This is a genomic window from Klebsiella sp. 4_1_44FAA (assembly GCF_000238715.1).
Classification (GTDB): Bacteria; Pseudomonadota; Gammaproteobacteria; order Enterobacterales; family Enterobacteriaceae; genus Klebsiella; species Klebsiella pneumoniae.
The window spans coordinates 284,750-311,023 of sequence record NZ_JH414800.1 but is presented as its reverse complement, the minus strand read 5'-3'; the positions used below and the strand labels follow the sequence as shown (position 1 = coordinate 311,023).

Genomic DNA, 26,274 nt, shown 5'->3' with positions numbered 1-26,274 from the left:
AGGCGCGGCGGCGAAGGAATGGCGCAAATGTGATTCAGCGCGGGCTTATCGGTGACCTGTTTACATTGACGCGATCGGTAATTGAAACCGGCGCAGGGAAATACAAACCTTTGCTTACACTTTGCGATGCGCTGTTGCGAATGTTCGCTGGTTTGTTCGCGGATCCGGTTGATATTCTGGCTATCCCAGAGGTATTGATAGGTGGAGTCAACGTCACGTTGACCACTTTACTTACACCAGCCTGCGCAGATGCGCAGGTTTTTTTTTGCCCGCTATCGGCGTTGTTACAGATAGCGAAAATCGTAATACCTCGTTGCACTTAGGCTCACTCCCTTGCGTTTTCCCGCTGGCCCGTTACGGCCAAAAAACGTGACAATCGAGATCCCAGAGGTATTGATAGGTGAGTTTCTCAGGTACGCTCTTCGTACTGAACGTCTTACACCGACCTGCGCGGATGCGCAGGTTTTTTTTATTCCGAAAATCCCCCCGCTGCACTGCTTTCCCATGCCTTCTCGTGTAACCTGCTTTGACTCATCAACCGGTCACATGGAGTTGTTATGCTTTTGGGATTTTTCAGACTGCTGTTCAAGGGGTTATACCGGGTCAGACTGACCGGCGACACGCAGGCTTTATACCAGCAAAAGGTCTTAATCACCCCGAACCACGTCTCTTTCCTCGACGGCATTCTGCTGGCGCTGTTTTTGCCGGTCCGACCGGTTTTTGCGGTCTATACCTCAATCAGCCAGCGCTGGTTTATGCGCGCGCTGACGCCGATTATCGATTTTGTGCCGCTGGACCCGACCAAGCCGATGTCGATCAAACATCTGGTGCGCCTGATTGAGCAGGGGCGGCCGGTGGTTATTTTCCCGGAAGGGCGAATTTCGGTCAGCGGCTCGCTGATGAAAATTTATGACGGCGCCGCCTTTGTCGCCGCCAAATCGCAGGCGACCATTGTGCCGCTGCGTATTGAAGGCGCCGAACTGACGCCCTTCAGCCGGCTGAAGGGGCTGGTGAAACGTCGCCTGTTCCCGCGTATTCAGCTGCATCTCCTGCCGCCCACCCATCTGCCGATGCCCGAGGCGCCGCGCCCCCGCGACCGGCGGAAGATCGCCGGGGAGATGCTGCATCAGATCATGATGGAAGCCCGGATGGCGGTGCGCCCGCGGGAAACCCTGTATGAGTCGCTGCTGGCGGCGCAGGACCGCTTCGGCGCGCGCAAACCCTGCGTGGAGGATATTAACTTCCAGCCGGATACCTATCGCAAGCTGCTGACCAAAACCCTGTTTGTCGCCCGCATTCTGGAAAAATACAGCCAGCCGGGCGAGAAGATCGGCCTGATGCTGCCTAACGCCGGCATCAGCGCGGCGGTGATTTTCGGCGCTATCGCCCGCGGGCGTATTCCGGCGATGATGAACTATACCGCCGGGGTGAAAGGGCTCAGCAGCGCGATAGCCGCCGCGGAGCTCACCACTATTTTCACCTCGCGCACCTTCCTCGATAAAGGCAAACTCTGGCACCTGCCGGAGCAGCTGACCCAGGTGCGCTGGGTATTCCTGGAAGATCTTAAAGGCGATATCACCCTCGCTGACAAACTGTGGATTTTTGCTCATTTGCTGGCGCCGCGTCTGGCGCAGGTTAAGCAGCAGCCGGAAGACGCGGCGATGATCCTCTTCACCTCCGGTTCCGAGGGCAATCCGAAAGGGGTGGTGCACAGCCATAAGAGTCTGCTGTCCAACGTCGAGCAGATCAAAACTATCGCCGACTTTACCGCCAATGACCGCTTTATGTCGGCGCTGCCGCTGTTCCACTCTTTTGGCCTCACCGTCGGCCTGCTGACGCCGCTGCTTACCGGGGCGGAAGTGTTTCTCTATCCCAGCCCGCTGCACTATCGCGTGGTGCCGGAGCTGGTCTACGATCGCAACTGTACGGTGCTGTTCGGCACTTCGACCTTCCTCGCCAACTATGCCCGTTTCGCCAATCCGTACGATTTCTACCGCCTGCGCTACGTGGTCGCCGGGGCGGAGAAGCTGCAGGAGAGCACCAAACAGCTGTGGCAGGATAAATTCGGCCTGCGCATTCTCGAAGGCTATGGCGTGACCGAGTGCGCGCCGGTGGTCTCGATTAACGTGCCGATGGCGGCGAAGGTCGGCACCGTGGGCCGCATCCTGCCGGGGATGGACGCCCGCCTGCTGGCGATGCCAGGCATTGATCAAGGGGGGCGGCTGCAGCTGAAAGGGCCGAACATCATGAAAGGCTACCTGCGGGTGGAAAACCCCGGCGTGCTGGAAGCGCCTGCGGCGGAAAACCAGCACGGCGAGATGGAAGCGGGCTGGTATGACACCGGGGATATCGTTACCTTCGACGAGCAGGGCTATGTCCGCATTCAGGGCCGCGCGAAGCGCTTCGCCAAAATCGCCGGCGAGATGATCTCCCTCGAGATGGTGGAGCAGGTGGCCCTCGGCGCGTCGCCGGACAAAATGCACGCCACGGCGATTAAACAGGACGCCAGCAAAGGCGAGGCGTTGGTGCTGTTTACCACCGATAATGAACTGACTCGTGAAGCCCTGCTGCGCTACGCTCGCCAGCACGGCGTACCGGAGCTGGCGGTGCCGCGAGATATACGCTGGCTGAAACAGCTACCGGTGCTCGGCAGCGGCAAGCCAGACTATGTCACCCTGAAAAATATGGTCGACGAGGCGGAAACAACCCATGAGTGAGTCAGTACATACTAACCCTTCGCTGTACTCGAAAGGGATGCTGGCGGTGATCTGCGCTCAGTTCCTGTCGGCCTTCGGCGACAATGCGCTTCTCTTCGCCACCCTGGCGTTGATGAAGCAGCTCTATTATCCGGAGTGGAGCCAGCCGGTCCTGCAGATGTTGTTTGTGGGCGCTTACATCCTCTTTGCCCCCTTTGTCGGTCAGTTCGCCGATAGCTTTGCCAAAGGCCGGGTGATGATGGTGGCCAACGGCCTGAAACTGCTCGGCGCCGGCTGCATCTGCTTCGGCGTCAATCCGTTTATCGGCTATACGCTGGTGGGGATTGGCGCCGCCGCCTATTCGCCGGCCAAGTATGGCATTCTCGGCGAACTCACCACCGGCGATAAGTTAGTGAAGGCTAACGGACTGATGGAGTCCTCGACCATCGCGGCGATCCTGCTGGGCTCCATGGCCGGCGGGATCCTCGCCGACTGGCACGTGCTGGCGGCGCTGATCGTCTGCGCGCTGGTCTACGGCGGGGCGGTAGTGGCTAACCTGTGGATACCCAGGCTGCCGGCAGCGCGTCCGGGGCAGTCGTGGCGTTTTAAGCCAATGACGCACAGCTTCTTCAGCGCCTGCCGGACGCTGTGGCGCAACGGCGAAACCCGCTTTTCGCTGATGGGCACCAGCCTGTTCTGGGGCGCTGGCGTGACCCTGCGTTTCCTGCTGGTGATCTGGGTGCCGGTGGCGCTGGGCATTACCAGCAACGCCATGCCCACCTATCTTAATGCGATGGTGGCGGTGGGGATTGTGCTGGGTGCCGGGGCGGCGGCGAAGCTGGTGACCCTGGAGACGGTGTCGCGCTGTATGCCGGCCGGGATTTTGATCGGTATCGCGGTGATAGCCTTTGCGGTGCAGCAGTCGCTGCTGCCGGCGTTCGGTCTGCTGCTGCTGCTCGGGGTGTTCGGCGGGTTCTTTATCGTACCGCTGAACGCGCTGCTGCAGGAGCGTGGGAAACATTCGGTCGGGGCAGGTAACGCCATTGCGGTACAGAACCTCGGTGAGAACGTGGCGATGCTGCTGATGCTGGGGCTCTATTCCCTGGCGGTGAGCGTGGGCGTTCCACCGGTCGCCGTGGGGATAGGCTTTGGCGCGGTATTCGCCGTGGCCATTGCCGCGCTGTGGGTCTGGGGGCGGCGTAAATAACCTCCCGGCTTGCGCTGCGCTTGACTGGGCGAGGGGGTCGCCAATATCTGCTCTTCAGTAGCCCGGGTAAGGCGTATACGCCGCTACCCGGGGCTTTGCTTTCTTACGGCGCCGGGTAGGTATAAACCTGATGCACCGCCTCAATCTCCGCTAATACCTCTTCGCTCAGCTCAAGCTGCAAACTTTCCACGTTGGCCTGCAGCTGCGTCATGGTCGTCGCCCCCAGCAGGGTGCTGGCGACAAACGGCTGCCGACGCACAAAGGCCAGCGCCATTTGCGCCGGATCGAGGCCGTGGCGTTTGGCGATATCCACATAGGCCGCTACCGCTTTCTGCGACTGCTCGCTGCTGTAGCGCGTAAAGCGGCTGAACAGCGTATTGCGCGCCCCTGCCGGCTTCGCACCGTTGAGATACTTGCCGGTCAGTGTGCCGAAAGCCAGACAAGAGTAGGCCAGCAGCTCCACGCCTTCGAACTGACTCACTTCCGCGAGGCCGACTTCAAAGCTGCGGTTCAGCAGGCTGTAAGGATTCTGAATAGTCACGATCCGCGGGAGGTCGTGCTTATCCGCCAGGTGCAGATAACGCATCACGCCGAAGGCGGTTTCGTTCGACACGCCGATGTAGCGGATCTTCCCGGCGCGCTGGAACTCGGTCAGCGCTTCGAGGGTATCCAGCAGCGTCACGGCGGGCGCGGCGTCGGCCCAGGTATAGCCCAGCTTGCCAAAGCAGTTGGTTGGCCGCTGCGGCCAGTGAACCTGATATAAATCGAGATAATCGGTCTGCAGCCGCTTCAGGCTGGCGTGCAGCGCCTCGCGGATATTTTTGCGGTCCAGGACGTGATTGGGCCGAATGCTGCTGTCGTTATTGCGCGCGGGCCCGCTGACTTTCGAGGCGAGCACCAGCTTTTCGCGATTGCCGCGTTTCGCCAGCCAGTTGCCGACGTAGGTTTCAGTCAGCCCCTGGGTTTCCGGGCGCGGCGGGACCGGGTACATTTCAGCGACATCGATCAGGTTGATGCCGTTGGCAACCGCGTAATCGAGCTGCTGGTGGGCATCGGCCTCGCTATTCTGTTCGCCAAAAGTCATGGTTCCCAGCCCGAGGGTGCTGATTTCAAGAGAACTGTGTGGGATACGGTGATACTGCATAGCCAGCTTCCTTTTTATTTATAAGGTCAGGCATTCCCCGACAAAGGAGTATCAACATGGCAGAGGGTGAGAAAAAGAGGAAGTAAAAAATCAAAAAAGCCGGGTGACGAGGAGGGGCGGTGGGTGAAACCCGCGGCGTCCTGGTATATCCCGACTCTTCTCAAAAGACTGGTGGTCGGTAAGCGCAGCGTCAACAGAAGCTGGGGCCGACAGGGAAAGATTAACGCTTAATGATTTGCGAAACGTCGTCACGATTGATCTGCATTTTATTACCCTGCTGATCTTCGTAACTGATTAAACCGGTATCGTCATCCACGGTAGGTTTACCGTCGGTCAGGATCATTCGCCCATCTTTGGTCGCCATGACGTAATCGCTGCTGCAACCGGAAACCGAGAACGCCAGTCCTACGGCGGAAATCAATACTGCCCATTTCTTCATCGTCAACACCTCTTCAGTAGCTGCACCCCATACCCGTCTATTAATAGCCTGATTTGTGAGACATAAAAAGCAGTAAAGTCTGAAAAAGGGTTGCAGCCTGTGACCAGGCTGCAATTTTGTGGTTTACAGCGGGTTTTTCTTATTACGCAGCAGGTTAAGGCTCTCCACCGCGATAGAGAAGAACATGGCGAAATAGATGTATCCCTTCGGCACATGGACGTCGAAGCTTTCCAGCATCAGGGTAAAGCCGACGAGGATCAGAAACGACAGCGCCAGCATTTTCACCGAAGGATGACGGTCAACAAAATCGCCGATGGGTCGCGCGGCGAACATCATCACCCCCACCGCGATCACCACTGCCGCCATCATGATGAACAGATGATCCGACAGGCCGACGGCGGTGATCACTGAATCGAGGCTAAAGATGATATCCAGCAGCATGATCTGCACGATGGCGCCGAGGAAGGAGTGGACGTTGGTCTTCAGCCCCTCCTCTTCACCTTCGATAGATTCATGGATCTCTTTACTGGCTTTCCAGATAAGGAATAGCCCGCCGAGCAGCAAGATCAGATCGCGAAACGAGATCTCCTGACCGAAAACGGTAAAGAGCGGGTTGGTAAGCTTAACGACCCAGGCGATTGAGGCCAGCAGCGCCAGACGCATGACCATCGCGCCCATCAAACCGATCCGGCGCGCATGGGCGCGCTGGGCGGTGGGGAGCTTAGCCACGACCAGAGAGAGGAAAATAATATTGTCGATCCCGAGCACGATCTCCAGCAGCGTCAATGTGCCCAGCGCCAGCCAGGCGTTAGGATCGGTTATCCATGCAAATAACATTGTTCAAAGTCCTGCAAAATAGAAAGCAGCAATTATATGCAACCCCCAACGCAGAACAAAAAATTAATCGTGTTGTAACAAGAAATGGCGGGCAAGCAGAGCGGCGGTAAAATTCTTTTTCAGATAGAAACCGCGCGGCAGCGTGAGGATTGTCTCCCCGCGGGCGCCGATGGCTTCGGTCAGCGCCTTGCTGTTGGCGGCTTTCGGTCTTAACTGCAGCACCTCGCCGTGGCGGGCGGTAATGCGCTCGACCTCACCGAGAACAATGAGATCCATCAGCTCTTCCCAGTCCATGCGCAGCTGGCGCTCCTCGTCTTCGTCCGGGCTCCACAGCAGCGGTGCGCCGACGCGCCGCGCCGCCAGCGGGATGGTGCGTTCACCCTCCACCGGGATCCACAGGACGCGCTGCAGCTTATGCCGTACATGGCTGCTCTCCCAGGTGACGCCGCTATTGCCGGTTAACGGGGCGACGCAGACGAAGGTGGTCTCCAGCGGGCGTCCCCGGCTGTCGATGGGGATCGTTTTGAGCTCGACCCCCAGCGCGGCGAAATCCTGCTCGGGTTTACTGGCTGCGCTGGCGCCCAGCCACAGCTCCAGCAGAATGCCCGTCCAGCCTTTATCGCGCTTCAGATCGCGCGGAATGGGGATCCCCGCCAGCGCCGCCAGCTCGCCCAGCGAATAGCCGGCCAGCTGGCGGGCCTGGGCCAGCAGCTGTTCCTGACTTTGCGGCGGTGAGGCGAGCGGAGCGATAGCGGGCATAGGGTAATACCTTTGGTTAAAAAGTGAGCGCTAATTTTGCGCGTTGTGGATAGAGTTTACCGTTTTCTGAGTAACTATACCAATCTCATGATTTATATGGCTTTTTAAACTCATCATGCGGCTTATGAAAACGGTGTAAACGGGTTTTCCAGAACTGGTCACTGACAATAAACAGGATCTTACACCATGTTATCCACAGAAAAGTGGGATAACTGGGGAAAAGACTCACTACTGGTTCGATTTACAGCCTTGACGTGCGACGAAAATCGAATTTTTAGAGAAAATCTGCCGGTGGCCTGCGCGTAATCTGTGGATAAAATCGACATTGCTCGATCTTTCATCAGTCGGCGGATCGCATGTGTGATGATCGTCACGTTATGCTGTAATGTGTGAAAGGAATATATTCTAACTTTATGAATATGATACTATTATTTTCAGATGCTAGCGATGCGATGTTCGGATTACTCTGGGTTTTCCCGGGTTAATTCCGTACTTCTTCACAACTCTATCCACAGAAAAAGTGAATAAAATCGGCTGTCACGCGCTTTCATTGTTTATAACTCTGGCAATTACTGTGAGTTATTCAAATGTTATCCGTTCTCAGTGTGCGAACAGAGTGGTTTACCGTTTCCGGCGAGTGTGAAACAATCATTCACATTGAAGCTTATCTTGAGGTAGTCCGGTGATTGATGACGATGGCTACCGCCCAAATGTCGGTATTGTAATCTGTAATCGTCAGGGCCAGGTGATGTGGGCCCGGCGCTATGGTCAGCACTCGTGGCAGTTCCCGCAAGGGGGCATTAATCCAGGAGAATCCGCAGAGCAGGCGATGTATCGGGAATTGTTTGAAGAGGTCGGGTTAAGCCGTAAAGATGTGCGGATCCTGGCCTCAACCCGTAACTGGCTGCGTTACAAGTTGCCTAAACGTTTGGTGCGTTGGGACACAAAGCCGGTTTGTATCGGCCAGAAACAAAAGTGGTTTCTTTTGCAGTTGATCGGCAACGATGCGGACATCAATATGCAAACCAGCAGTACACCTGAATTTGATGGTTGGCGCTGGGTGAGTTACTGGTACCCGGTTCGCCAGGTGGTGTCGTTTAAGCGCGACGTCTACCGCCGGGTGATGAAAGAGTTCGCCAGCGTGACCATGTCGCTGGCGGAGAGCGCACCTAAGCCGCAAAACGCGCCTGCTTATCGACGTAAAAGAGGTTAAGCCACGCACATTATGCTCACTCGGTTGCGAGAAATAGTCGAGAAGGTCGCGAGCGCGCCGCGTTTAAACGAGGCGCTGGATATTCTGGTGACGGATGTCTGCCAGGCGATGGAGACGGAAGTCTGCTCGGTTTACCTGGCTGACAATGACCGACGCTGCTATTACCTGATGGCCACCCGCGGGTTAAAAAAACCTCGCGGGCGCACCGTTGCGCTGGCGTTCGATGAAGGCCTGGTGGGGCTGGTTGGCCGCCTGGCGGAACCCATCAACCTCGCCGATGCGCAAAAACACCCCAGCTTCAAATATATCCCCGCCGTCAAAGAGGACCGCTTCCGCGCCTTCCTTGGCGTGCCGATCATTCAGCGCCGCCAGCTGCTGGGCGTGCTGGTGGTCCAGCAGCGCGAGCTGCGTCAGTTTGATGAAAGCGAAGAGTCTTTCCTCGTCACCCTCGCCACCCAGATGGCGGCGATCCTCTCCCAGTCCCAGCTGAACGCCCTGTTCGGCCAGTATCGTCAAACGCGCATTCGCGCTCTGCCGGCCTCTTCCGGGGTGGCGATCGCCGAGGGCTGGATGGACGTCAGCCTGCCGCTGATGGAGCAGGTGTATGAAGCCTCGACGCTGGACACCGCCTCGGAACGCGAACGCCTGACCGGTGCGCTGGAAGAGGCGGCCAACGAGTTTCGTCGCTACAGCAAACGCTACGCCGCCGGGGCGCAAAAAGAGACGGCGGCGATCTTCGATCTCTACTCGCACCTGCTCTCTGACGCCCGCCTGCGTCGCGAGCTGTTTGCCGAAGTTGACAAAGGCGCCGTCGCCGAGTGGGCCGTCAAAAAGATCATTGAGAAGTTCGCCGAACAGTTTGCCGCGCTGAGCGACGGCTATTTGAAAGAGCGGGCCGGCGATCTGCGTACCCTGGGCCAGCGTCTGCTGTTCCATCTCGACGACAGTATTCAGGGGCCCAACACCTGGCCGGCGCGCATTATCCTCGTGGCGGACGAGCTGTCGGCCACCACCCTCGCCGAAGTGCCGCAGGATCGCCTGGCCGGCGTGGTGGTGCGCGATGGCGCCGCCAACTCCCATGCCGCTATTATGGTGCGGGCCCTCGGCATCCCAACGGTGATGGGCGCCGATATTCAGCCCTCGCTGCTGCATGGCCATACGCTGATTGTCGATGGCTATCGCGGTGAGCTGCTGGTGGATCCTGAACCTGTCCTGTTGCAGGAGTATCAGCGCCTTATCAGCGAAGAGAACGAACTCAGCCGCCTGGCGGAGGACGATCTCCAGCGCGCGTCGGAGCTGAAAAGCGGCGAGCGGGTGAAAGTCATGCTCAACGCCGGCTTAAGCCCGGAGCACGAAGAGAAGCTCGGCAGCTTTGTTGACGGCATTGGCCTCTACCGCACCGAAATTCCCTTTATGCTGCAGAGCGGCTTCCCCTCAGAAGAGGAGCAGGTCGCCCAGTATCAGGGCATGCTGCAGATGTTTAACAGCAAACCGGTGACCCTGCGTACCCTGGACATCGGCGCGGATAAACAGCTGCCGTATATGCCGATCAGCGAAGAGAACCCGTGCCTCGGCTGGCGCGGGATCCGCATCACCCTCGATCAGCCGGAGATCTTTTTGATCCAGGTGCGGGCGATGCTGCGCGCCAACGCCGCCACCGGCAACCTCAGCATTTTGCTGCCGATGGTGACCAGTCTGGAGGAAGTGGATGAGGCCCGTCGGCTGATCGATCGCGCCAGCCGGGAAGTGGAAGAGATGATCGGCTACGCCATCCCACGTCCGCGCCTGGGGGTGATGCTGGAGGTCCCGTCGATGGTCTTTATGCTGCCGCAGCTGGCCAGCCGGATCGATTTTATCTCGGTAGGGACGAACGACCTGACCCAGTACCTGCTGGCCGTCGACCGCAACAATACCCGGGTCGCCAGCATGTATGACAGCCTGCATCCTGCGGTATTGCGGGCGCTGGCGATGATCGCCCATGACGCGGAGCGCTTTGGCATCGATCTGCGCCTGTGCGGCGAGATGGCGGGCGACCCGATGTGCGTGACGATCCTTATCGGCCTCGGTTACCGCCATCTGTCGATGAACGGCCGCTCGGTGGCGAGGGTGAAGTATCTGCTGCGCCGCATTGATATCGAAGAGGCGCAGGAGCTGTCGCGTCGCAGCCTCGATGCGCAGATGACCGCCGAGGTGCGCCATCAGGTGGCGGCCTTTATGGAGCGTCGCGGTCTCGGCGGCCTGATCCGCGGCGGGCGGTAGCGCCAGCCCGGGTGAGGCGTAAGCCGTAACCCGGGGATCCTCTGCTCGCCCCCTCCGGCAAAATAGGGTACCGCCGGGAAAACGGCATTCTGTTAGCATCCGTATACATATCTTTTACACGTTCGGCGCGGATCGCTCTAGTGGCTTATGCTATGATTCGCCTCCTTCGGCGTGCCCGTTTTGTTCGGGCATGGATCATCACCGCTGTCCACTTTCGGCGGAATAACAAGTCTTTATGGTGACAGATGAATAGTGGCTACCTGCATTTTCCGGAGTTCGATCCGGTCATTTTTTCTCTAGGCCCGGTCTCCCTCCACTGGTACGGTTTGATGTACCTGGTGGGCTTTGTCTTTGCGATGTGGCTGGCCACCCGTCGGGCGAATCGTCCGGGCAGCGGCTGGACGAAAAATGAAGTGGAAAACCTGCTCTACGCGGGCTTTCTCGGCGTCTTCCTGGGCGGCCGTATCGGCTACGTGCTGTTTTACAACCTGCCGGTATTTCTTGCCGATCCGCTGTATCTGTTCCGCGTCTGGGACGGCGGCATGTCGTTCCACGGCGGCCTGATCGGCGTGATCCTGGTGATGATTATCTTCGCCAGACGCACCAAACGCACCTTCTTCCAGGTCTCCGATTTTATCGCGCCGCTGATCCCGTTTGGTCTTGGCGCCGGGCGTCTGGGCAACTTTATCAACGGCGAGCTGTGGGGCCGCGTAGACCCGAGCTTCCACTACACGATGATTTTCCCGGGCTCCCGTGCCGAAGACCTGGCGCTGCTGCCGACGCATCCGGAATGGCAATCGCTGTTCGATACCTACGGCGCGCTGCCGCGTCACGCGTCGCAGCTGTACGAGCTGGCGCTGGAAGGCGTGGTACTGTTCCTGATCCTCAACCTGTTTATCCGTAAACCGCGCCCGACCGGCTCCGTTTCCGGTCTGTTCCTGATTGGCTACGGCCTGTTCCGCATCATCGTGGAATTCTTCCGCCAGCCCGACGCCCAGTTCACCGGCGGCTGGGTGCAGTACATCAGTATGGGGCAGATTCTTTCGATCCCGATGGTGCTTGCGGGTATCATTATGATGGTTTGGGCTTACCGCCACCGTCCGCAGCAACAGAATTCTTGAGGAACCATGAAACAGTATCTTGATTTGATGCAGAAAGTGCTCACCGAGGGCACGCCAAAAAATGACCGCACCGGCACTGGCACGATCTCCATTTTCGGCCATCAGATGCGTTTTAACCTGCAGGAAGGCTTCCCGCTGGTGACCACCAAGCGCTGTCATTTACGCTCCATCATCCATGAACTGCTGTGGTTCCTGCAGGGCGACACCAACATCGCCTATCTGCACGAGAACAACGTCACCATCTGGGACGAGTGGGCGGATGAGAATGGCGACCTGGGGCCGGTCTACGGCAAACAGTGGCGTTCCTGGCCTGCGCCGGACGGCCGCCATATCGACCAGATCAGCACGGTGATGAACCAGCTGAAAAACGACCCGGACTCCCGCCGGATCATCGTCTCGGCATGGAACGTCGGCGAGCTGGATAAAATGGCGCTGGCGCCGTGCCACGCCTTCTTCCAGTTCTACGTCGCCGACGGCAAGCTCTCCTGCCAGCTGTATCAGCGTTCCTGCGATGTGTTCCTCGGCCTGCCGTTCAATATCGCCAGCTATGCGCTGCTGGTGCATATGGTGGCGCAGCAGTGCGATCTGCAGGTCGGTGATTTCGTCTGGACCGGCGGAGACACCCATCTGTACAGCAACCATCTTGAGCAGACTCACCTGCAGCTAAGCCGCGAACCGCGTCCGCTGCCGAAGCTGGTCATCAAACGCAAGCCGGCGTCGATCTTCGACTACCGCTTTGAAGACTTCGAGATTGAAGGTTACGATCCGCACCCGGGCATTAAAGCGCCGGTGGCGATTTAACCCCCCAGCAGAGATGACTAACCGGCGCCCGATGGCGCCGGTTTTTTTATGCCCTTTACACCCCATCCCGATGGGGGGATCTCCCTTGCCACAGGGACAAGGTCGTTTCCACCCGCCCCAGGTCACAGGCGGTTGCGGTAGGCGAAGTTGGATAGACGTTCGCAAAAAAATGTTCTGCTGGTGGTAATACAAACCTTTTTTGCGTATCTGGCCGGGAAAGCTATTTTCCGTCGTCGCGCCAGAGCCAATCGCCGCGGCATACTCGACGCCATGAACAGAGAACATGGCTACACCCTGATGGAAACCCTGGTAACGCTGACACTGATGATGATCCTCAGCGTCGGCGGCCTGTACGGCTGGCAGCGCTGGCAGCAGCAGCAACGACTGTGGCAAACCGCCGTCCAGGTGCGGGATTTTCTGCTCTTTCTGCGCGATGACGCCAACGCCTACAACCGGGACCGCGTGCTTCGCGTCGGCCAGGACGAAGTGGGCTGGTGCCTGAGCGCGGAGGGGGAGGGGCCTGACTGCGCCTCGGGGACATCCTTCACGCTGCGCCCGCGCTGGCCGGGGATCACGCTGGCTGGCGTTACGCCTGGTCTGGGGTTTTATGGTCTGCGCAGCACCGCCTGGGCGGGTAATCTGCGGCTGCAGAGCGCGGCCGGCAGCTGGAGCATTGTGATCTCACACTGGGGGCGGATTCGTTTATGCCGCAGCGACAGCGCAGGAGGGTGTCAGTGAGCCGCCGCGGATTTTCCCTGGCGGAGGCGCTTATCGCCATGGCCATCGGCTCGCTGCTGCTGATGGGGGCCTGCCGCTTTCTGCCTGCCCTGCAGCGTCATATTCTGCGCCAGGGCGAACAGCTGGCCCTGGAGAACGAGCTGTGGCAGCGCGTGCATGCCGTGGGAAAACATCTGCAGCGCGCCGGGTACTGCCGGGGATCGTGCGGCGGAGCCGGGCTTGAGCTAGCCGCTGGCGGCGAGTGTCTGATTGTGCGCTGGGATGCGAACAGCAACGGGAGATGGGAAACCTTCCCCGCGGCAGCGGCGGAGAGCACCGGCTTTCGCCTGCGCGACGGCGCGCTGGAGACCCTGCGCGGGGCCAGCGACTGCCGCGGCGGCGGATGGGAGAAAATCACCAACCCGGCCGCCATCGTGGTGACGCGCTTCTCGGTACAACGTCAGGTCACCCCGGGCTTCGCGCCGGAGCTGAGCGTGACGCTGGCGGCGCGCTCCGCGCAACAGACGGGCCTGACGAGCGAGGTTGAGCAGCGGGTGACGGGGTATAACCTGTGATCCGCCAGCGTGGAATGTCGTCGCTGCTGATGGTGCTCCTGTTGCTGACCCTCGGCAGCCTGTTACTCGAGGGGCTTAACCTGCAGCAGCGGGCGCTGCTGGCGCAAACCGCCAGCGAAACGCAGGCGATCCGCGATACGGCGATAGCCCATTCCGCGCTGCAGTGGGGAAAACAGCAGGTCTGGTCGGCGCAGGTGGCGCTGGCCTGCCGGGAGCAGGCGCCGCAGGGCTGGCGCGCCTGTCTGCGTATCTTCGGCGACGGTTCACTGGTGCTCAGCAGCGCCAGCGGCGAGGTGCAGGTCTGGCAGTCCGGCGAGGTGCGCGGCGGGCAGGTGCGTTTTTCCGCCCACGGCTGGAGCGATTTTTGCCCGCTCAGGGAGGCGAGCTTATGTCAAATGCCCTGAAGCGTCAGCGGGGGTTTAGCCTGCCGGAGACCGTGCTGGCGATGGCGCTGATGGTGCTGACGGTCACCGCGCTGGGCGGCTATCAGCGCGGAATGGCGCAAGGAATTGTCCAGTTGAACCAGACCCGTCAACTGTGGCGCGACGCGTGGCGCTATAGCCAGCTCTCCGCGCCGCCGTCGCCGGCACGCGGGCAGGTAAGCCGTATGCAGACATCGAGGCAAAGATGTGTCAGCATCACGGTAACGATCAGTAGACCCGTTGCAAAGCGGGTGCAGATGACCCGGCTGCATTGCCCGGTCAGCCAGTAGTCAGGAGCAATTATGTTAAGGGTATACCACTCAAACCGGCTGGATGTTCTCGAGGCGTTGATGGAGTTTATCGTCGAGCGCCAGCGGCTGGATGACCCTTTTCAGGCCGAAATGGTGCTGGTGCAGAGTACCGGCATGGCGCAGTGGCTGCAGATGACCCTGGCCGCGCGCTTCGGGATTGCCGCCAATATCGAGTTCCCGCTGCCGGCGAGCTTTATCTGGGATATGTTCGTGCGCGTCCTGAAAGATATTCCGGGCGAAAGCGCCTTCAGCAAGCAGAGCATGAGCTGGAAGCTGATGACCCTCCTGCCGCAGCACCTGGAGGAAGACGATTTTATCCTGCTGCGCCAGTATCTGAGTGATGACGGCGACAAGCGCAAGCTGTTTCAGCTGGCCGCCCGGGTGGCGGACCTCTATGACCAGTACCTCGTCTATCGCCCGGAGTGGCTGATGCGCTGGGAGGCCGGCCAGCGGGTGGAAGGTCTCGGCGATGCCCAGCAGTGGCAGGCGCCGCTGTGGCAGGCGCTGGTGAGCTATACCGCCGAGCTGGGGCAGCCGCAGTGGCACCGCGCCAATCTCTACCAGCGCTTTATCAGTACCCTGGAAAAAGCGGACGAACCGCCCGCCGGGCTGCCGTCGCGCGTCTTCATCTGCGGGATTTCCGCGCTGCCGCCGGTCTATCTTCAGGCCCTGCAGGCGCTGGGTAAGCATGTCGATGTCTACGTATTGTTTACCAACCCCTGCCGCTACTACTGGGGAGACATTAAGGATCCGGCGTTCCTGGCGAAGCTGCTGTCGCGCCAGCGGCGCCATCACCGCGAGGCGCGCGCGCTACCCCTGTTTCGCGACACCGAGCAGGCGCCGGGGTTGTTTAATGACGCCGGGGAACAGGATGTCGGCAACCCGTTGCTCGCCTCTTGGGGGAAACTGGGGCGCGACTATATCTACCTGTTGGCGGGGCTGGAGCGCTATGAGGAGCTGGACGCTTTTGTCGACATCGCCCCCGATAACCTGTTGCATAACCTGCAGTCGGATATCCTTGAACTACGCAACGCGGCGGTGGCCGGGCAGAGCGCAGAGGCATTCGCCCACAGTCGCGACAAACGTCCGCTGACGCTGGATGACCGCAGTCTGAGCATTCACGTCTGCCACAGTCCGCAGCGCGAAGTGGAGGTTCTGCACGATAGGCTACTGGCGATGCTGGAGGCGGATCCGACGCTCACGCCGCGGGATATAATCGTCATGGTGGCGGATATCGACAGCTACAGCCCCTATATACAGGCGGTGTTTGGCGCCGCCAGCGGCGATCGCTGGCTGCCGTGGGCGATCTCCGACCGTCGCGCCCGAGAGTCGCACCCGGTGCTGCAGGCGTTTATCACGCTGCTCTCGCTGCCGGACAGCCGCTTCGCCAGTGAAGATGTGCTGGCGCTGCTGGACGTCCCGGTGCTGGCGGCGCGCTTTAATATCACGGAAGAAGGGCTGCGCTACCTGCGCCAGTGGGTGAACGAGTCCGGCGTCCGCTGGGGAATGGATGACGACAACGTCCGTGAACTGGACCTGCCGGCGACCGGGCAGCATACCTGGCGGTTCGGCCTCACCCGCATGCTGTTGGGCTACGCGATGGACAGCCGCGAGGGAGAATGGCAGTCGGTGCTGCCGTATGACGAATCCAGCGGTTTGATCGCCGAGCTGGTGGGCAACCTCGCGTCGCTGCTGATGCAGCTTAATCTGTGGCGACGCGGCCTGGCCCAGCAGCGGCCGCTGGCGGAGTGGCTGCCGGTCTGTCGCGATCTGCTGAATGACTTTTTCCTGCCGGACAGTGAGACCGAAGCGGCGCTGGCGCTGATTGAGCAGCAGTGGCTGGCGGTTATTGATAGCGGTCTGGAGGCGCAGTATGGCGAGCAGGTGCCGCTGACGCTGCTGCGCGATGAGCTGGCCCAGCGCCTCGATCAGCAGCGGATCAGCCAGCGCTTTCTTGCCGGCCCGGTCAATATCTGTACCCTGATGCCGATGCGTTCGATCCCCTTTAAGGTGGTGTGCCTGCTGGGGATGAATGACGGGGTTTATCCGCGCACGCTACCGCCGCTGGGCTTTGATTTAATGAGCCAGAAGCCGCAGCGCGGCGACCGCAGCCGGCGCGATGATGACCGCTATCTGTTCCTCGAAGCGCTGATGTCCGCCGAGCAGACGCTGTATATCAGCTATATCGGCCGTTCGATCCAGGACAACAGCGAGCGTTTTCCTTCGGTGCTGGTGCAGGAGCTGGTGGATTATATCGGCCAGAGCCACTGTCTCGCCGGTGACGAAGAGCTTGACTGCGACGCCAGCGAAGCGCGGGTTAAAGCCCATATCACCCATCTGCATACGCGCATGCCGTTCGACGTTGCCAATTTCCAGGAAGACGAGAACAAGAGCTACGCTCGTGAATGGCTGGCGGCCGCCGGCCAGCAGGGAGAGGCGCATAGCGATTTTATACAGCCGCTCACCGCGCCGCCGATTGACAGCCTGCCGTTCGATCAGCTTCTGCGCTTCTGGCAGCACCCGGTACGCGCGTTCTTTCAGCAGCGTTTGCGGGTCAATTTCCGCGCCGAAGAGGACGATATTCCAGACGACGAGCCGTTCACTCTTGAAGGGCTGAGCCGTTATCAACTGAATCAGCAACTGCTCAATACGCTTATTGAGGAGCAGGACGTCTCGGCTATGTTCCGCCGCTTTCGCGCCGCCGGCGAGCTGCCGTATGGCGCCTTTGGCGAGCTGGTCTGGGAGACGCAGCGCCTGGAGATGCAGGCGCTGGCCGAGCGGGTGATGGCCGAGCGCCAGCAGGCGCAGAGCATGGAGATCGATCTGCAGTGCGGCGGCGTGAACCTGACCGGCTGGCTGCAGCAGGTGCAGCCGGACGGTCTGCTGCGCTGGCGGCCTTCGCTGCTGAGCGTCTCCCAGGGGATGCAACTTTGGCTGGAACACCTTGTCTACTGCGCCAGCGGCGGCACCGGCGAGAGCCGGCTGTTTGTGCGGAAAGAGGGAGAGTGGCGCTTTCCGGCGCTGGCGCCCGCCGAGGCGCAGGCGTACCTTAACGAGCTGGTGGATGGCTATTTGCTGGGGATGTCGCAGCCGCTGCTGCTGCTGCCGGAAAGCGGTGGCGCCTGGCTGAAAGCCTGTTACGACGCCGAAAAGGATGTCATCTTAATGGACGAAGAGACGCAGCAGAAAGCGCGGAGCAAATTCCTGCAGACCTACGAAGGGAACATGGTGGTCAGCGGGGAGGGCGCCGATATCTGGTATCAACGCCTGTGGCGTTCGCTGGAGCCGGCGCATTACGAAGAAATCATTGCCCAGACGCAGCGTTATCTGTTACCGCTATATCGTTACCATCGGTCCACACAAATTTAAATAGTATAAAAATTGCGCACTGAATGGCGGTTCATTTAATATGCGCAACGTATCACGGACTGATGGACATAAAAGGCTGCACGCTGTGCAGCGCAAGTTTGTTAATGATGAGGTTCGTGAATGCCCCGCAGTTTATGGTTCAAGGTTTTTGTTGTGCTGGCCGCCCTCTGGGCGCCGTTTAGTCAGGCCGACACCGGATGGCAGCCGATTCAGGAGACGATCCGCAAAAGCGAAAAAGATACGCGTCAGTATCAGGCGATCCGCCTTGATAACGACATGGTCGTGCTGCTGGTTTCCGATCCGCAGGCGGTGAAATCGCTGTCGGCGCTGGTGGTGCCGGTGGGATCCCTGCAGGATCCGGCAGATCATCAGGGGCTGGCGCATTTTCTGGAACATATGACGCTGATGGGGTCGCAAAAATATCCCCAGCCTGACAGCCTTGCAGAGTTTCTTAAGCTGCACGGCGGCAGCCATAACGCCAGTACCGCGCCCTACCGCACCGCGTTTTATCTTGAAGTGGAAAATGATGCGCTGGACGGGGCCGTAGATCGCCTGGCCGACGCCATCGCCGCGCCGCTGCTGGATAAAAAATATGCCGACCGCGAACGTAACGCGGTCAACGCCGAGCTGACGATGGCCCGGACGCGAGACGGGATGCGCATGGCCCAGGTCAGCGCGGAGACCATCAACCCGGCTCACCCGGCGGCCCACTTCTCGGGTGGCAACCTCGAGACGCTCAGCGATAAGCCCGGCAGCCCGGTGCTTGATGCGCTGCACACCTTCCGCGATAGCTGGTACTCCGCCAATCTGATGAAAGCGGTGATCTACAGCAACAAGCCGTTGCCGGCGCTGGCGCGCATGGCTGCGGACACCTTTGGCCGCGTGCCGAATCGTCAGATCAGCAGGCCGGAAATTACCGTCCCGGTGGTCACGGATGCGCAAAAAGGCATCATTATTCACTATGTGCCGGCGATGCCGCGTAAAGTGCTGCGCGTCGAGTTTCGCATCGACAACAACAGCGATCGCTTCCGCAGCAAAACCGATGAGCTGGTCACCTATCTTATCGGCAACCGCAGCCCGGGCACGCTCTCTGACTGGTTGCAAAAACAGGGTCTGGCGGAAGGTATCCGCGCCGATTCCGATCCGGTGGTAAACGGCAACAGCGGCGTACTGGCGATCTCAGCCACCCTCACCGACAAAGGCCTGGCGCACCGCGATGAAGTGACGGCGGCCATTTTCAGCTACCTCGACCTCCTGCGTACTCAGGGCATCGACAAACGCTATTTCGACGAACTGGCGCATGTGCTGGCGCTCGATTTCCGCTATCCGTCGATCAACCGCGACATGGACTACGTGGAATGGCTGGCGGACACCATGATCCGGGTGCCGGTCGAGCATGCGCTGGACGTAGTCAACATTGCCGACCAGTACGACCCGCAGGCGATCAAAGACCGGCTGGCGATGATGACCCCGCAGAACGCCCGCATCTGGTATATCAGCCCCCAGGAGCCGCATAACAAGACGGCTTACTTTGTCGATGCGCCGTATCAGGTGGATAAGATTAGCGAGCAGACGTTCGCTGACTGGCAGCACAAATCGCAGGCCATCCAGCTGCAGCTGCCGGCGCTCAACCCCTATATTCCGGATGACTTCACCCTTATCAAAAGCGATAAAGCCTGGCCGCATCCGCAGCTGATCCTTGATGAACCGACGCTGCGGGTGGTGTATGCCCCGAGCCAGTATTTTGCCAGCGAGCCGAAGGCGGACATCTCCCTGGTGCTGCGTAATCCCCAGGCGATGGACAGCGCTCGCCGGCAGGTGATGTTTGCCCTCAACGATTATCTCGCCGGCATCGCCCTCGACCAGCTCAGTAACCAGGCGGCGGTCGGCGGCATTTCGTTCTCTACCGGCGCTAATAACGGATTAATGGTCAATGCCAACGGCTATACCCAGCATCTTCCGGCGCTGTTCAGCGATCTGCTGCAGGGATACTTCAGCTATACGCCGACCGAGGAGCAGCTGGAGCAGGCCAAATCCTGGTATGCGCAGATGATGGATTCCGCCGAGAAAGGCAAAGCCTACGATCAGGCGATAATGCCGATCCAGATGGTCTCGCAGGTGCCGTACTTCCAGCGCGAAGTGCGCCGGGCGCTGCTGCCCTCCATCACTCTTAAAGAGGTGCTCGACTACCGCGCCAACCTGAAAACCAGGGGGCGTCCTGAACTGATGGTGATCGGCAATATGACCGCCGATGCCGCCACGACGCTGGCCCGCCAGATCCAGCAGCAGCTGGGCGCTGACGGCAACGAATGGTGCCGCAATAAAGACGTGGTGGTGAACCGGCAGCAGCTGGCGATCTTCAATAAAGCGGGCAACAGCACCGACTCCGCGCTGGCCGCGGTGTTCGCGCCGCCCAACGTGGATGAGTTCAGCAGCACCGCCGCCAGCACCCTGCTGGGACAGATCATTCAGCCGTGGTTCTACAACCAGCTGCGTACTGAAGAGCAGCTCGGCTACGCGGTCTTTGCCTTCCCGATGAACGTGGGGCGCCAGTGGGGCATGGGCTTCCTGCTGCAGAGTAGCGATAAGCAGCCGGCCTTCCTCTGGCAGCGGTTCCAGGCCTTCTTCCCCACCGCGGAGGCGAAGCTGCGGGCGATGAAGCCGGAAGAGTTTGCCCAGCTCCAGCAGGCGGTGATAAGCCAGATGCTGCAGGCGCCGCAGACGCTGGGCGATGAAGCCTCGAAACTGAGCAAAGATTTCGATCGCGGTAATATGCGTTTTGATTCACGTGATAAAGTAGTGGCTCAGATTAAACTGCTGACGCCGCAAAAACTTGCCGACTTCTTCCATCAGACGGTGGTGGATCCGCAGGGCATGACGATCTTGTCCCAGATTTCCGGTAGCCAGAATGGCAAAGCGGACTATGCCCAGCCGAAAGGCGGCAAAGTGTGGGAAAACGTCAGCGCATTGCAGCAATCCTTACCCCTGATGCGAGAGAATGAATGACCGACACCGCTGAGTCTTTGGATCCCCTGCGCTTGCCCCTGATCGGCGAGCGCCTGATAGAAGCCTCTGCGGGCACCGGAAAAACCTTTACCATCGCCGCGCTGTATCTGCGGCTGCTGTTGGGGCTGGGCGGTGAGGCCGCCTATCCCCGCGCCATCAGCGTTGAAGAACTGCTGGTGGTAACCTTTACTGAGGCGGCGACCGAAGAGCTGCGCGGCCGTATCCGCAGCAACATCCACGAACTGCGCATCGCCTGCCTGCGCGGCGAATCCGACAATCCGCTCTACAGCGCGTTGTTGGCGGAGATCGCCGATAAAGACGAGGCCGCGAAGACGCTGCTGCTGGCTGAACGGCAGATGGACGAGGCGGCGGTATTCACCATCCACGGCTTTTGCCAACGGATGCTGAGCCTTAACGCCTTCGAGTCGGGCATGCTGTTCGAGCAACAGCTGATCGAGGATGAATCCCGCCTGCGTTATCAGGCCTGCGCCGATTTCTGGCGCCGCCACTGCTATCCCCTGACCCGCGATATCGCGGCGGTGATCCACGACGTCTGGAAAGGGCCGCGCGATCTGCTGAAGTCCCTTGACCGCTGGCTGCAGGGCGAAGCGCCGCAGCTTAAGTCGCCGCCAGCCCCTAACGAGACGCTGGCCGAACGCCATCAGCAGATCATCGCCCGCATTGACTCGCTCAAGCAGCAGTGGCGCGAGCAGGTGGGCGAGATCGAAGGCGTGCTGGAAAATTCCGGCCTTGACCGGCGGAAGTTTAATCGCGGCAACCAGGGCAAGTGGATGGAGAAAGTGAACGCCTGGGCGCAGGAAGAGACGTTAAGCTACCAGCTGCCCGACGCGCTGGAGAAATTTGCCCAGTCGTTTCTGCTCGAGCGCACCAAAGCCGGTGGCGAACCGCCGGTGCATCCCCTGTTTAGCGCCGTAGAGTCGTTGCTGGCCTCCTCGCTGACGCTCACCGATCTGGTGCTGGCGAGAGCGATGGTCGAGATCCGCGATGCGGTCGCCCGCGAAAAGCGCCGCCGCGGCGAGCTGGGGTTTGACGATATGCTCAGCCGGCTTGACGAGGCGCTGCGCGGCGACAGCGGCGAGACGCTGGCCAGCGCCATTCGCCAGCGTTTTCCGGTGGCGATGATCGATGAATTTCAGGACACCGACCCTCAGCAGTACCGGATTTTTCGCCGCATCTGGCGCCGGCAGCCGGAGACGGCTCTGCTGCTGATCGGCGATCCGAAGCAGGCCATCTACGCCTTTCGCGGCGCCGATATCTTTACCTATATGAAAGCGCGCGGCGACGTTGCCGCGCACTACACCCTCGATACCAACTGGCGCTCCTCGCCGGGCATGGTGGGCAGCGTCAATCGGCTGTTCAGCCTCAGCGATAACCCCTTCATGTTCCACGAGATCCCGTTCCTGCCGGTGAAGGCGGCGGCGAAGAACAAGGGGCTGCGCTTTACCGTTGACGCGGCGGACGTACCGGCGATGAACGTCTGGCTGATGCCCGGCGACACTGTCGGGTCTGGCGATTATCAGACCTTTATGGCGCAGCTCTGCGCCACGCAGATCCGCGACTGGCTGAGCGCCGGTCAGCGGGGGCGCGCGCTGCTGTGGCGCGGGGAAACCTCGCGCCCGGTACAGGCTTCGGATATTACCGTGCTGGTGCGCAACCGGCTGGAGGCGGCGCAGGTGCGTGAAGCGCTGCAGACGCTGGGTATTCCCTCGGTCTACCTCTCCAACCGCGACAGCGTTTTTGAGACGCTGGAGGCCCAGGAGCTGCTCTGGCTATTGCAGGCGGTGCTGGCCCCGGAGCGGGAAAATACCCTGCGCAGCGCGCTGGCGACGTCGATGTTTGGCCTGACCGCGCTGGATATTGAAAACCTGAACCAGGATGAGCAGGCGTGGGACGCGCTGGTGGAAGAGTTCAGCGAATACCGCCAGATTTGGCGGCAGCGCGGAGTGATGCCGATGCTGCGGGCGTTGATGACAGCCCGACATATCGCCGAGAATCTGCTGGCGACCCGCGGCGGCGAGCGGCGCTTAACCGACATTCTGCACATCAGTGAACTGCTGCAGGAGGCGGCCAGCCAGCTGGAAAGCGAGCATGCCCTTGTGCGCTGGCTGGCGCAGCATATCGCCGAGCCGGACAGCAACGCCGCCAGCCAGCAGATGCGTCTCGAAAGCGATAAGCACCTGGTGCAAATTGTCACTATTCACAAGTCAAAAGGGCTGGAATACCCCCTGGTCTGGCTGCCGTTTATCGCCCGGTTTCGTAAACAGGACCAGGCGTTTTACCACGATCGCGAGACGTTCGCGGCGGTGCTGGATTTGGGCCAGGATGAGGCCAGCCTCGAGCTGGCGGAGGCGGAACGACTGGCGGAAGATCTGCGCCTGCTGTACGTGGCCCTGACCCGCGCGGTCTGGCACTGCAGCCTCGGCGTGGCGCCGCTCAGCAGCCGGAAATCCGGCAACAGCGATTTCCACCTCAGCGCGCTGGGGCGGCTGCTGCAGGCGGGCGAAGCTATGGACGCCGCCGGGCTGGCTGCGCGGCTGGCAGACTTCTGTCATGGCGATATTGCATTACAGATTCCGGGCGAACTGGATCTCACCCCGTGGCAGGCGCCCGCGGCGACCATCCCGCGATTGTCGGCGCGCGAGCTGCAGCGCCGCATCGCCGACGACTGGCGGGTGACCAGTTACTCCGGACTGCAGCAGCATGGTTTCAGCGGCGGGCAGGATTTGCTGCCGCGTCTGGATGTTGATGCCGCCGGCGTCGGCGAAGTCGTGGAAGAGCCGCAGCTGACTCCGCACCAGTTCCCGCGCGGCGCCGCGCCGGGGACCTTCCTGCACAGCCTGTTTGAGGAGCTGGACTTCACCCAGCCGGTGCCGGAAGGGTGGATGGCGGAGAAGCTGCAGCTGAGCGGGTTTGACGCGCAGTGGGCGCCGGTGCTGACCGACTGGCTGGGGGGCGTGCTGAAGACCCGCCTGCCGGGGCCGGATATCGCGCTCAATCAGCTTGCGGCGCGGGATAAACAGGTGGAGATGGCATTTTACCTGCCCATCGCCCAGCTGCTGACGGCGGAGCGCCTTGACGCGCTTATCCGCCAGTACGATCCCCTCTCTGCCGACACGCCGCCGCTGGATTTCCGCCAGGTGCGCGGCATGCTGAAGGGCTTTATCGATCTGGTCTTCCGTCACGAAGGCCGTTATTACCTGCTGGATTACAAATCCAACTGGCTGGGGGAAGATCGCGAGGCCTACACCCGGCCGGCGATGGAGCAGGCGATGCGTGCCCACCGCTACGATCTACAGTATCAGCTGTATAGCCTGGCGCTGCACCGCTATCTGCGCCACCGGCTGGCCGATTATGACTATGACCGCCACTTCGGCGGCGTGATTTATCTTTTCCTGCGCGGCATGGACGGGCAGGAGGGGGGGCAGGGGATCTTCACCACCCGGCCGGTGCGACCGCTGATTGACGGTCTGGATCAGCTTTTTGCCGGAGAAACTCAGGAGGAGGCCTCATGACTTTCGAACAACTACTGCTGGCGGCGGTGGAGCAGCGTCTGCTGCGGCCGCTGGACGTCCAGTTTGCCCTGATGGTGGCGCAAAACGACCCGCCGGCGGTCAAGCTGGCGGCGGCCTTGCTGAGCCGGGATGCCGGCGAGGGGCACGTCTGTCTGCCGCTCTCGCGGTTGAGCGGCGACGAGGCGCTGAGCGGTAAAGCGGGGGAGATCCGCGATCGGCTGCTGGCCGAAGCCGGCGCGCCGGAGGACTGGCCCGGGCTACTGCTCGCTTCGTCGGCGGTGAGCTGCGGCGATGCTCCGGCGCCGATGATTTTGTGCGGCGACCGGCTCTATCTGAATCGGATGTGGCGCAACGAGCTGACCGTCGCCCGCTTCTTCAATGAAGCCAACCGGGTGCTGGAGATGGATGAGGCCCGGCTGGCGTCAACCCTGAATGCCCTGTTCCCTGCCACCGGCGAAACCGACTGGCAAAAAGTGGCCGCGGCGGTGGCGCTGACCCGCCGCATCTCAGTGATCTCCGGCGGTCCCGGGACCGGGAAGACCACCACCGTGGCGAAGCTTCTGGCGGCACTGATCCAGATCGAAGACAGCCCGCGCTGTCGTATTCGCCTGGCGGCGCCAACCGGGAAAGCGGCGGCGCGTCTGACCGAATCGCTGGGCGCGGCGCTGAGAAAATTGCCGCTGACCGACGCGCAGAAAGCGTTGATTCCCACCGAGGCCAGCACGCTGCATCGTCTGCTGGGCGCCCAGCCAGGCAGCCAGCGGATGCGCTATCACGCCGGCAACCCGATGCATCTGGACGTGCTGGTGGTGGATGAAGCCTCGATGATCGACCTGCCGATGATGTCGCGGCTTATCGACGCGCTGCCGGCCCACGGGCGGGTGATCTTCCTCGGCGACCGCGACCAGCTGGCCTCCGTAGAAGCGGGGGCGGTGCTGGGGGATATCTGCGCCTGGGCGAGTTCGGGCTATACCGCCGCGCGGGCGCAGGAGCTGACCCGGCTGACCGGTTCGCCGGTACCGGCGGGCGAGGGGGCTATCGCGGGCGCGCTGAGAGACAGTTTGTGCCTGTTGCAAAAGAGCTATCGCTTCGGCAGTCACTCCGGCATCGGGAGCCTGGCGCGGGCGGTGAACGCTGGCGCGCGCGCGGAGGTGAAGGCCACGCTGCGCCAGCCGTTTGACGATATCGCGCTTCATCCCCTCAGCACGACTGAAGAGTACGAAGCCATGCTCGGCGCGGCCCAGCAGGGCTATGAACGCTACCTGCAACTGCGCCGCGAGCGGGCCGAACCGCAGGCCATGCTGGCCGCTTTCAGCGAATTCCAGCTGCTGTGCGCGCTGCGCGAAGGGCCGTACGGCGTGAGCGGCGTCAATGAGCGGCTGGAGCAGCGGCTCAACCGCCAGCGAGCGATCGCCCTGCCGCGCCACTCCCGCTGGTATGACGGCCGACCGATCATGATATCGCGCAACGACAGCGCGCTGGGGCTGTTTAACGGCGATATCGGCATAGCGCTGGAGCGCAACGGCGAGCTGCGGGTGTGGTTCCTGATGCCCGACGGCGCCATCAAGTCGGTGCAGCCGAGCCGTCTGCCGGAGCATGATACCGCCTGGGCGATGACCGTGCATAAATCGCAGGGCTCGGAGTTCGAACACGCGGCGCTGATCCTGCCGGCGCGCAGCGTCCCGCTGGTGACCCGCGAACTGGTCTACACGGCGATCACCCGCGCGAAACGGCGGTTGTCGCTCTATGCCGACGAGCAGGTGCTCTCCCAGGCCATTGTGACGCGCACCGAACGGCGCAGCGGCCTGGCGGAGATTTTCGCCGGGCGCGAAACCCCATGAGACGCCGGGTCCGGGCGATGGAAA

19 protein-coding genes and 1 pseudogene are annotated in these 26,274 nt (G+C 60.9%); 15 read left to right on the top strand and 5 right to left on the bottom strand.

The features are described from left to right. The first annotated feature begins 29 nt into the window (after positions 1–29). From HMPREF1024_RS31295 to lplT, 3 genes and pseudogenes are all read left to right on the top strand, one after another. Positions 30–294 (top strand): annotated as a pseudogene (locus tag HMPREF1024_RS31295) (hypothetical protein). A gap of 263 nt (positions 295–557) precedes the next feature. Further along, a complete protein-coding gene (aas, locus tag HMPREF1024_RS13915) occupies positions 558–2,717 on the top strand; it encodes a bifunctional acyl-ACP--phospholipid O-acyltransferase/long-chain-fatty-acid--ACP ligase (RefSeq protein WP_009308573.1) in 2,160 nt (719 codons plus the stop codon). Then, on the top strand, positions 2,710–3,903 hold the full coding sequence (gene lplT / locus HMPREF1024_RS13920; protein WP_002915976.1) for a lysophospholipid transporter LplT: 1,194 nt from the start codon (positions 2,710–2,712) through the stop codon (positions 3,901–3,903). The genes aas and lplT overlap by 8 nt, the downstream gene beginning before the upstream one ends. Positions 3,904–4,006: 103 nt before the next feature. On the opposite strand, the gene HMPREF1024_RS13925 is transcribed toward lplT, so the two are convergent. The 5 genes from HMPREF1024_RS13925 to HMPREF1024_RS31290 form a co-directional block, all read right to left on the bottom strand. Further along, positions 4,007–5,047, bottom strand: coding sequence for an NADP(H)-dependent aldo-keto reductase (locus tag HMPREF1024_RS13925; protein ID WP_002915975.1), 1,041 nt, complete (start codon positions 5,045–5,047; stop codon positions 4,007–4,009). 220 nt (positions 5,048–5,267) lie between these two features. After that, positions 5,268–5,486, bottom strand: a complete 219-nt coding sequence (locus HMPREF1024_RS13930; RefSeq protein ID WP_002915974.1) for a YgdI/YgdR family lipoprotein — start codon at positions 5,484–5,486, stop codon at positions 5,268–5,270. A gap of 123 nt (positions 5,487–5,609) precedes the next feature. Beyond that, a complete protein-coding gene (locus tag HMPREF1024_RS13935; RefSeq protein WP_002915973.1) occupies positions 5,610–6,323 on the bottom strand; it encodes a TerC family protein in 714 nt (237 codons plus the stop codon). Positions 6,324–6,386: 63 nt separating this feature from the next. Next, the gene (mutH, locus tag HMPREF1024_RS13940; RefSeq protein WP_009308572.1) at positions 6,387–7,082 is read right to left on the bottom strand and encodes a DNA mismatch repair endonuclease MutH; all 696 of its coding nucleotides are present in this window, start codon (positions 7,080–7,082) and stop codon (positions 6,387–6,389) included. An 85-nt stretch (positions 7,083–7,167) separates the two neighbouring features. Next, positions 7,168–7,311 carry a hypothetical protein gene (locus HMPREF1024_RS31290; RefSeq protein WP_004218186.1) on the bottom strand — a complete coding sequence of 48 codons (144 nt, stop codon included), beginning with the start codon at positions 7,309–7,311 and terminating at the stop codon, positions 7,168–7,170. 453 nt (positions 7,312–7,764) lie between these two features. Between HMPREF1024_RS31290 and rppH the strand changes: the two genes are divergently transcribed. From rppH to recD, 12 genes are all read left to right on the top strand, one after another. Beyond that, positions 7,765–8,295 carry an RNA pyrophosphohydrolase gene (gene rppH, locus HMPREF1024_RS13945; RefSeq protein ID WP_002915936.1) on the top strand — a complete coding sequence of 177 codons (531 nt, stop codon included), beginning with the start codon at positions 7,765–7,767 and terminating at the stop codon, positions 8,293–8,295. 12 nt (positions 8,296–8,307) lie between these two features. After that, positions 8,308–10,554: a phosphoenolpyruvate--protein phosphotransferase gene (ptsP, locus tag HMPREF1024_RS13950; RefSeq protein ID WP_002915935.1), complete on the top strand. Its 2,247-nt coding sequence runs from the start codon at positions 8,308–8,310 to the stop codon at positions 10,552–10,554. A 245-nt stretch (positions 10,555–10,799) separates the two neighbouring features. Continuing rightward, entirely contained in the window at positions 10,800–11,675 is an 876-nt protein-coding gene (gene lgt / locus HMPREF1024_RS30630; RefSeq protein ID WP_002915934.1) for a prolipoprotein diacylglyceryl transferase, read from the top strand. Positions 11,676–11,681: 6 nt separating this feature from the next. Next, positions 11,682–12,476, top strand: coding sequence for a thymidylate synthase (thyA, locus tag HMPREF1024_RS30625; RefSeq protein ID WP_009308571.1), 795 nt, complete (start codon positions 11,682–11,684; stop codon positions 12,474–12,476). Between the two features lie 186 nt (positions 12,477–12,662). Continuing rightward, positions 12,663–13,214 (top strand): prepilin peptidase-dependent protein, encoded by a 552-nt coding sequence (locus HMPREF1024_RS13965; RefSeq protein ID WP_032451372.1) that lies wholly within the window; start codon positions 12,663–12,665, stop codon positions 13,212–13,214. After that, the gene (locus tag HMPREF1024_RS13970; RefSeq protein ID WP_009308569.1) at positions 13,211–13,768 is read left to right on the top strand and encodes a prepilin peptidase-dependent protein; all 558 of its coding nucleotides are present in this window, start codon (positions 13,211–13,213) and stop codon (positions 13,766–13,768) included. The genes HMPREF1024_RS13965 and HMPREF1024_RS13970 overlap by 4 nt, the downstream gene beginning before the upstream one ends. Continuing rightward, complete coding sequence (locus HMPREF1024_RS13975; RefSeq protein ID WP_004181182.1) at positions 13,765–14,172, top strand: DUF2509 family protein; 408 nt, start codon at positions 13,765–13,767, stop codon at positions 14,170–14,172. Before HMPREF1024_RS13970 ends, HMPREF1024_RS13975 begins: the two co-directional genes overlap by 4 nt. Further along, a complete protein-coding gene (locus HMPREF1024_RS13980) occupies positions 14,157–14,480 on the top strand; it encodes a prepilin-type N-terminal cleavage/methylation domain-containing protein (protein WP_002915888.1) in 324 nt (107 codons plus the stop codon). The genes HMPREF1024_RS13975 and HMPREF1024_RS13980 overlap by 16 nt, the downstream gene beginning before the upstream one ends. 12 nt (positions 14,481–14,492) lie before the next feature. Beyond that, a complete protein-coding gene (gene recC, locus HMPREF1024_RS13985; RefSeq protein WP_004149621.1) occupies positions 14,493–17,870 on the top strand; it encodes an exodeoxyribonuclease V subunit gamma in 3,378 nt (1,125 codons plus the stop codon). Between the two features lie 120 nt (positions 17,871–17,990). Beyond that, positions 17,991–20,876: a pitrilysin gene (gene ptrA, locus HMPREF1024_RS13990; protein ID WP_004181181.1), complete on the top strand. Its 2,886-nt coding sequence runs from the start codon at positions 17,991–17,993 to the stop codon at positions 20,874–20,876. Next, entirely contained in the window at positions 20,873–24,409 is a 3,537-nt protein-coding gene (gene recB, locus HMPREF1024_RS13995; RefSeq protein ID WP_009308568.1) for an exodeoxyribonuclease V subunit beta, read from the top strand. The genes ptrA and recB overlap by 4 nt, the downstream gene beginning before the upstream one ends. After that, on the top strand, positions 24,406–26,250 hold the full coding sequence (gene recD / locus HMPREF1024_RS14000; protein ID WP_009308567.1) for an exodeoxyribonuclease V subunit alpha: 1,845 nt from the start codon (positions 24,406–24,408) through the stop codon (positions 26,248–26,250). The genes recB and recD overlap by 4 nt, the downstream gene beginning before the upstream one ends. Positions 26,251–26,274 lie beyond the last annotated feature (24 nt).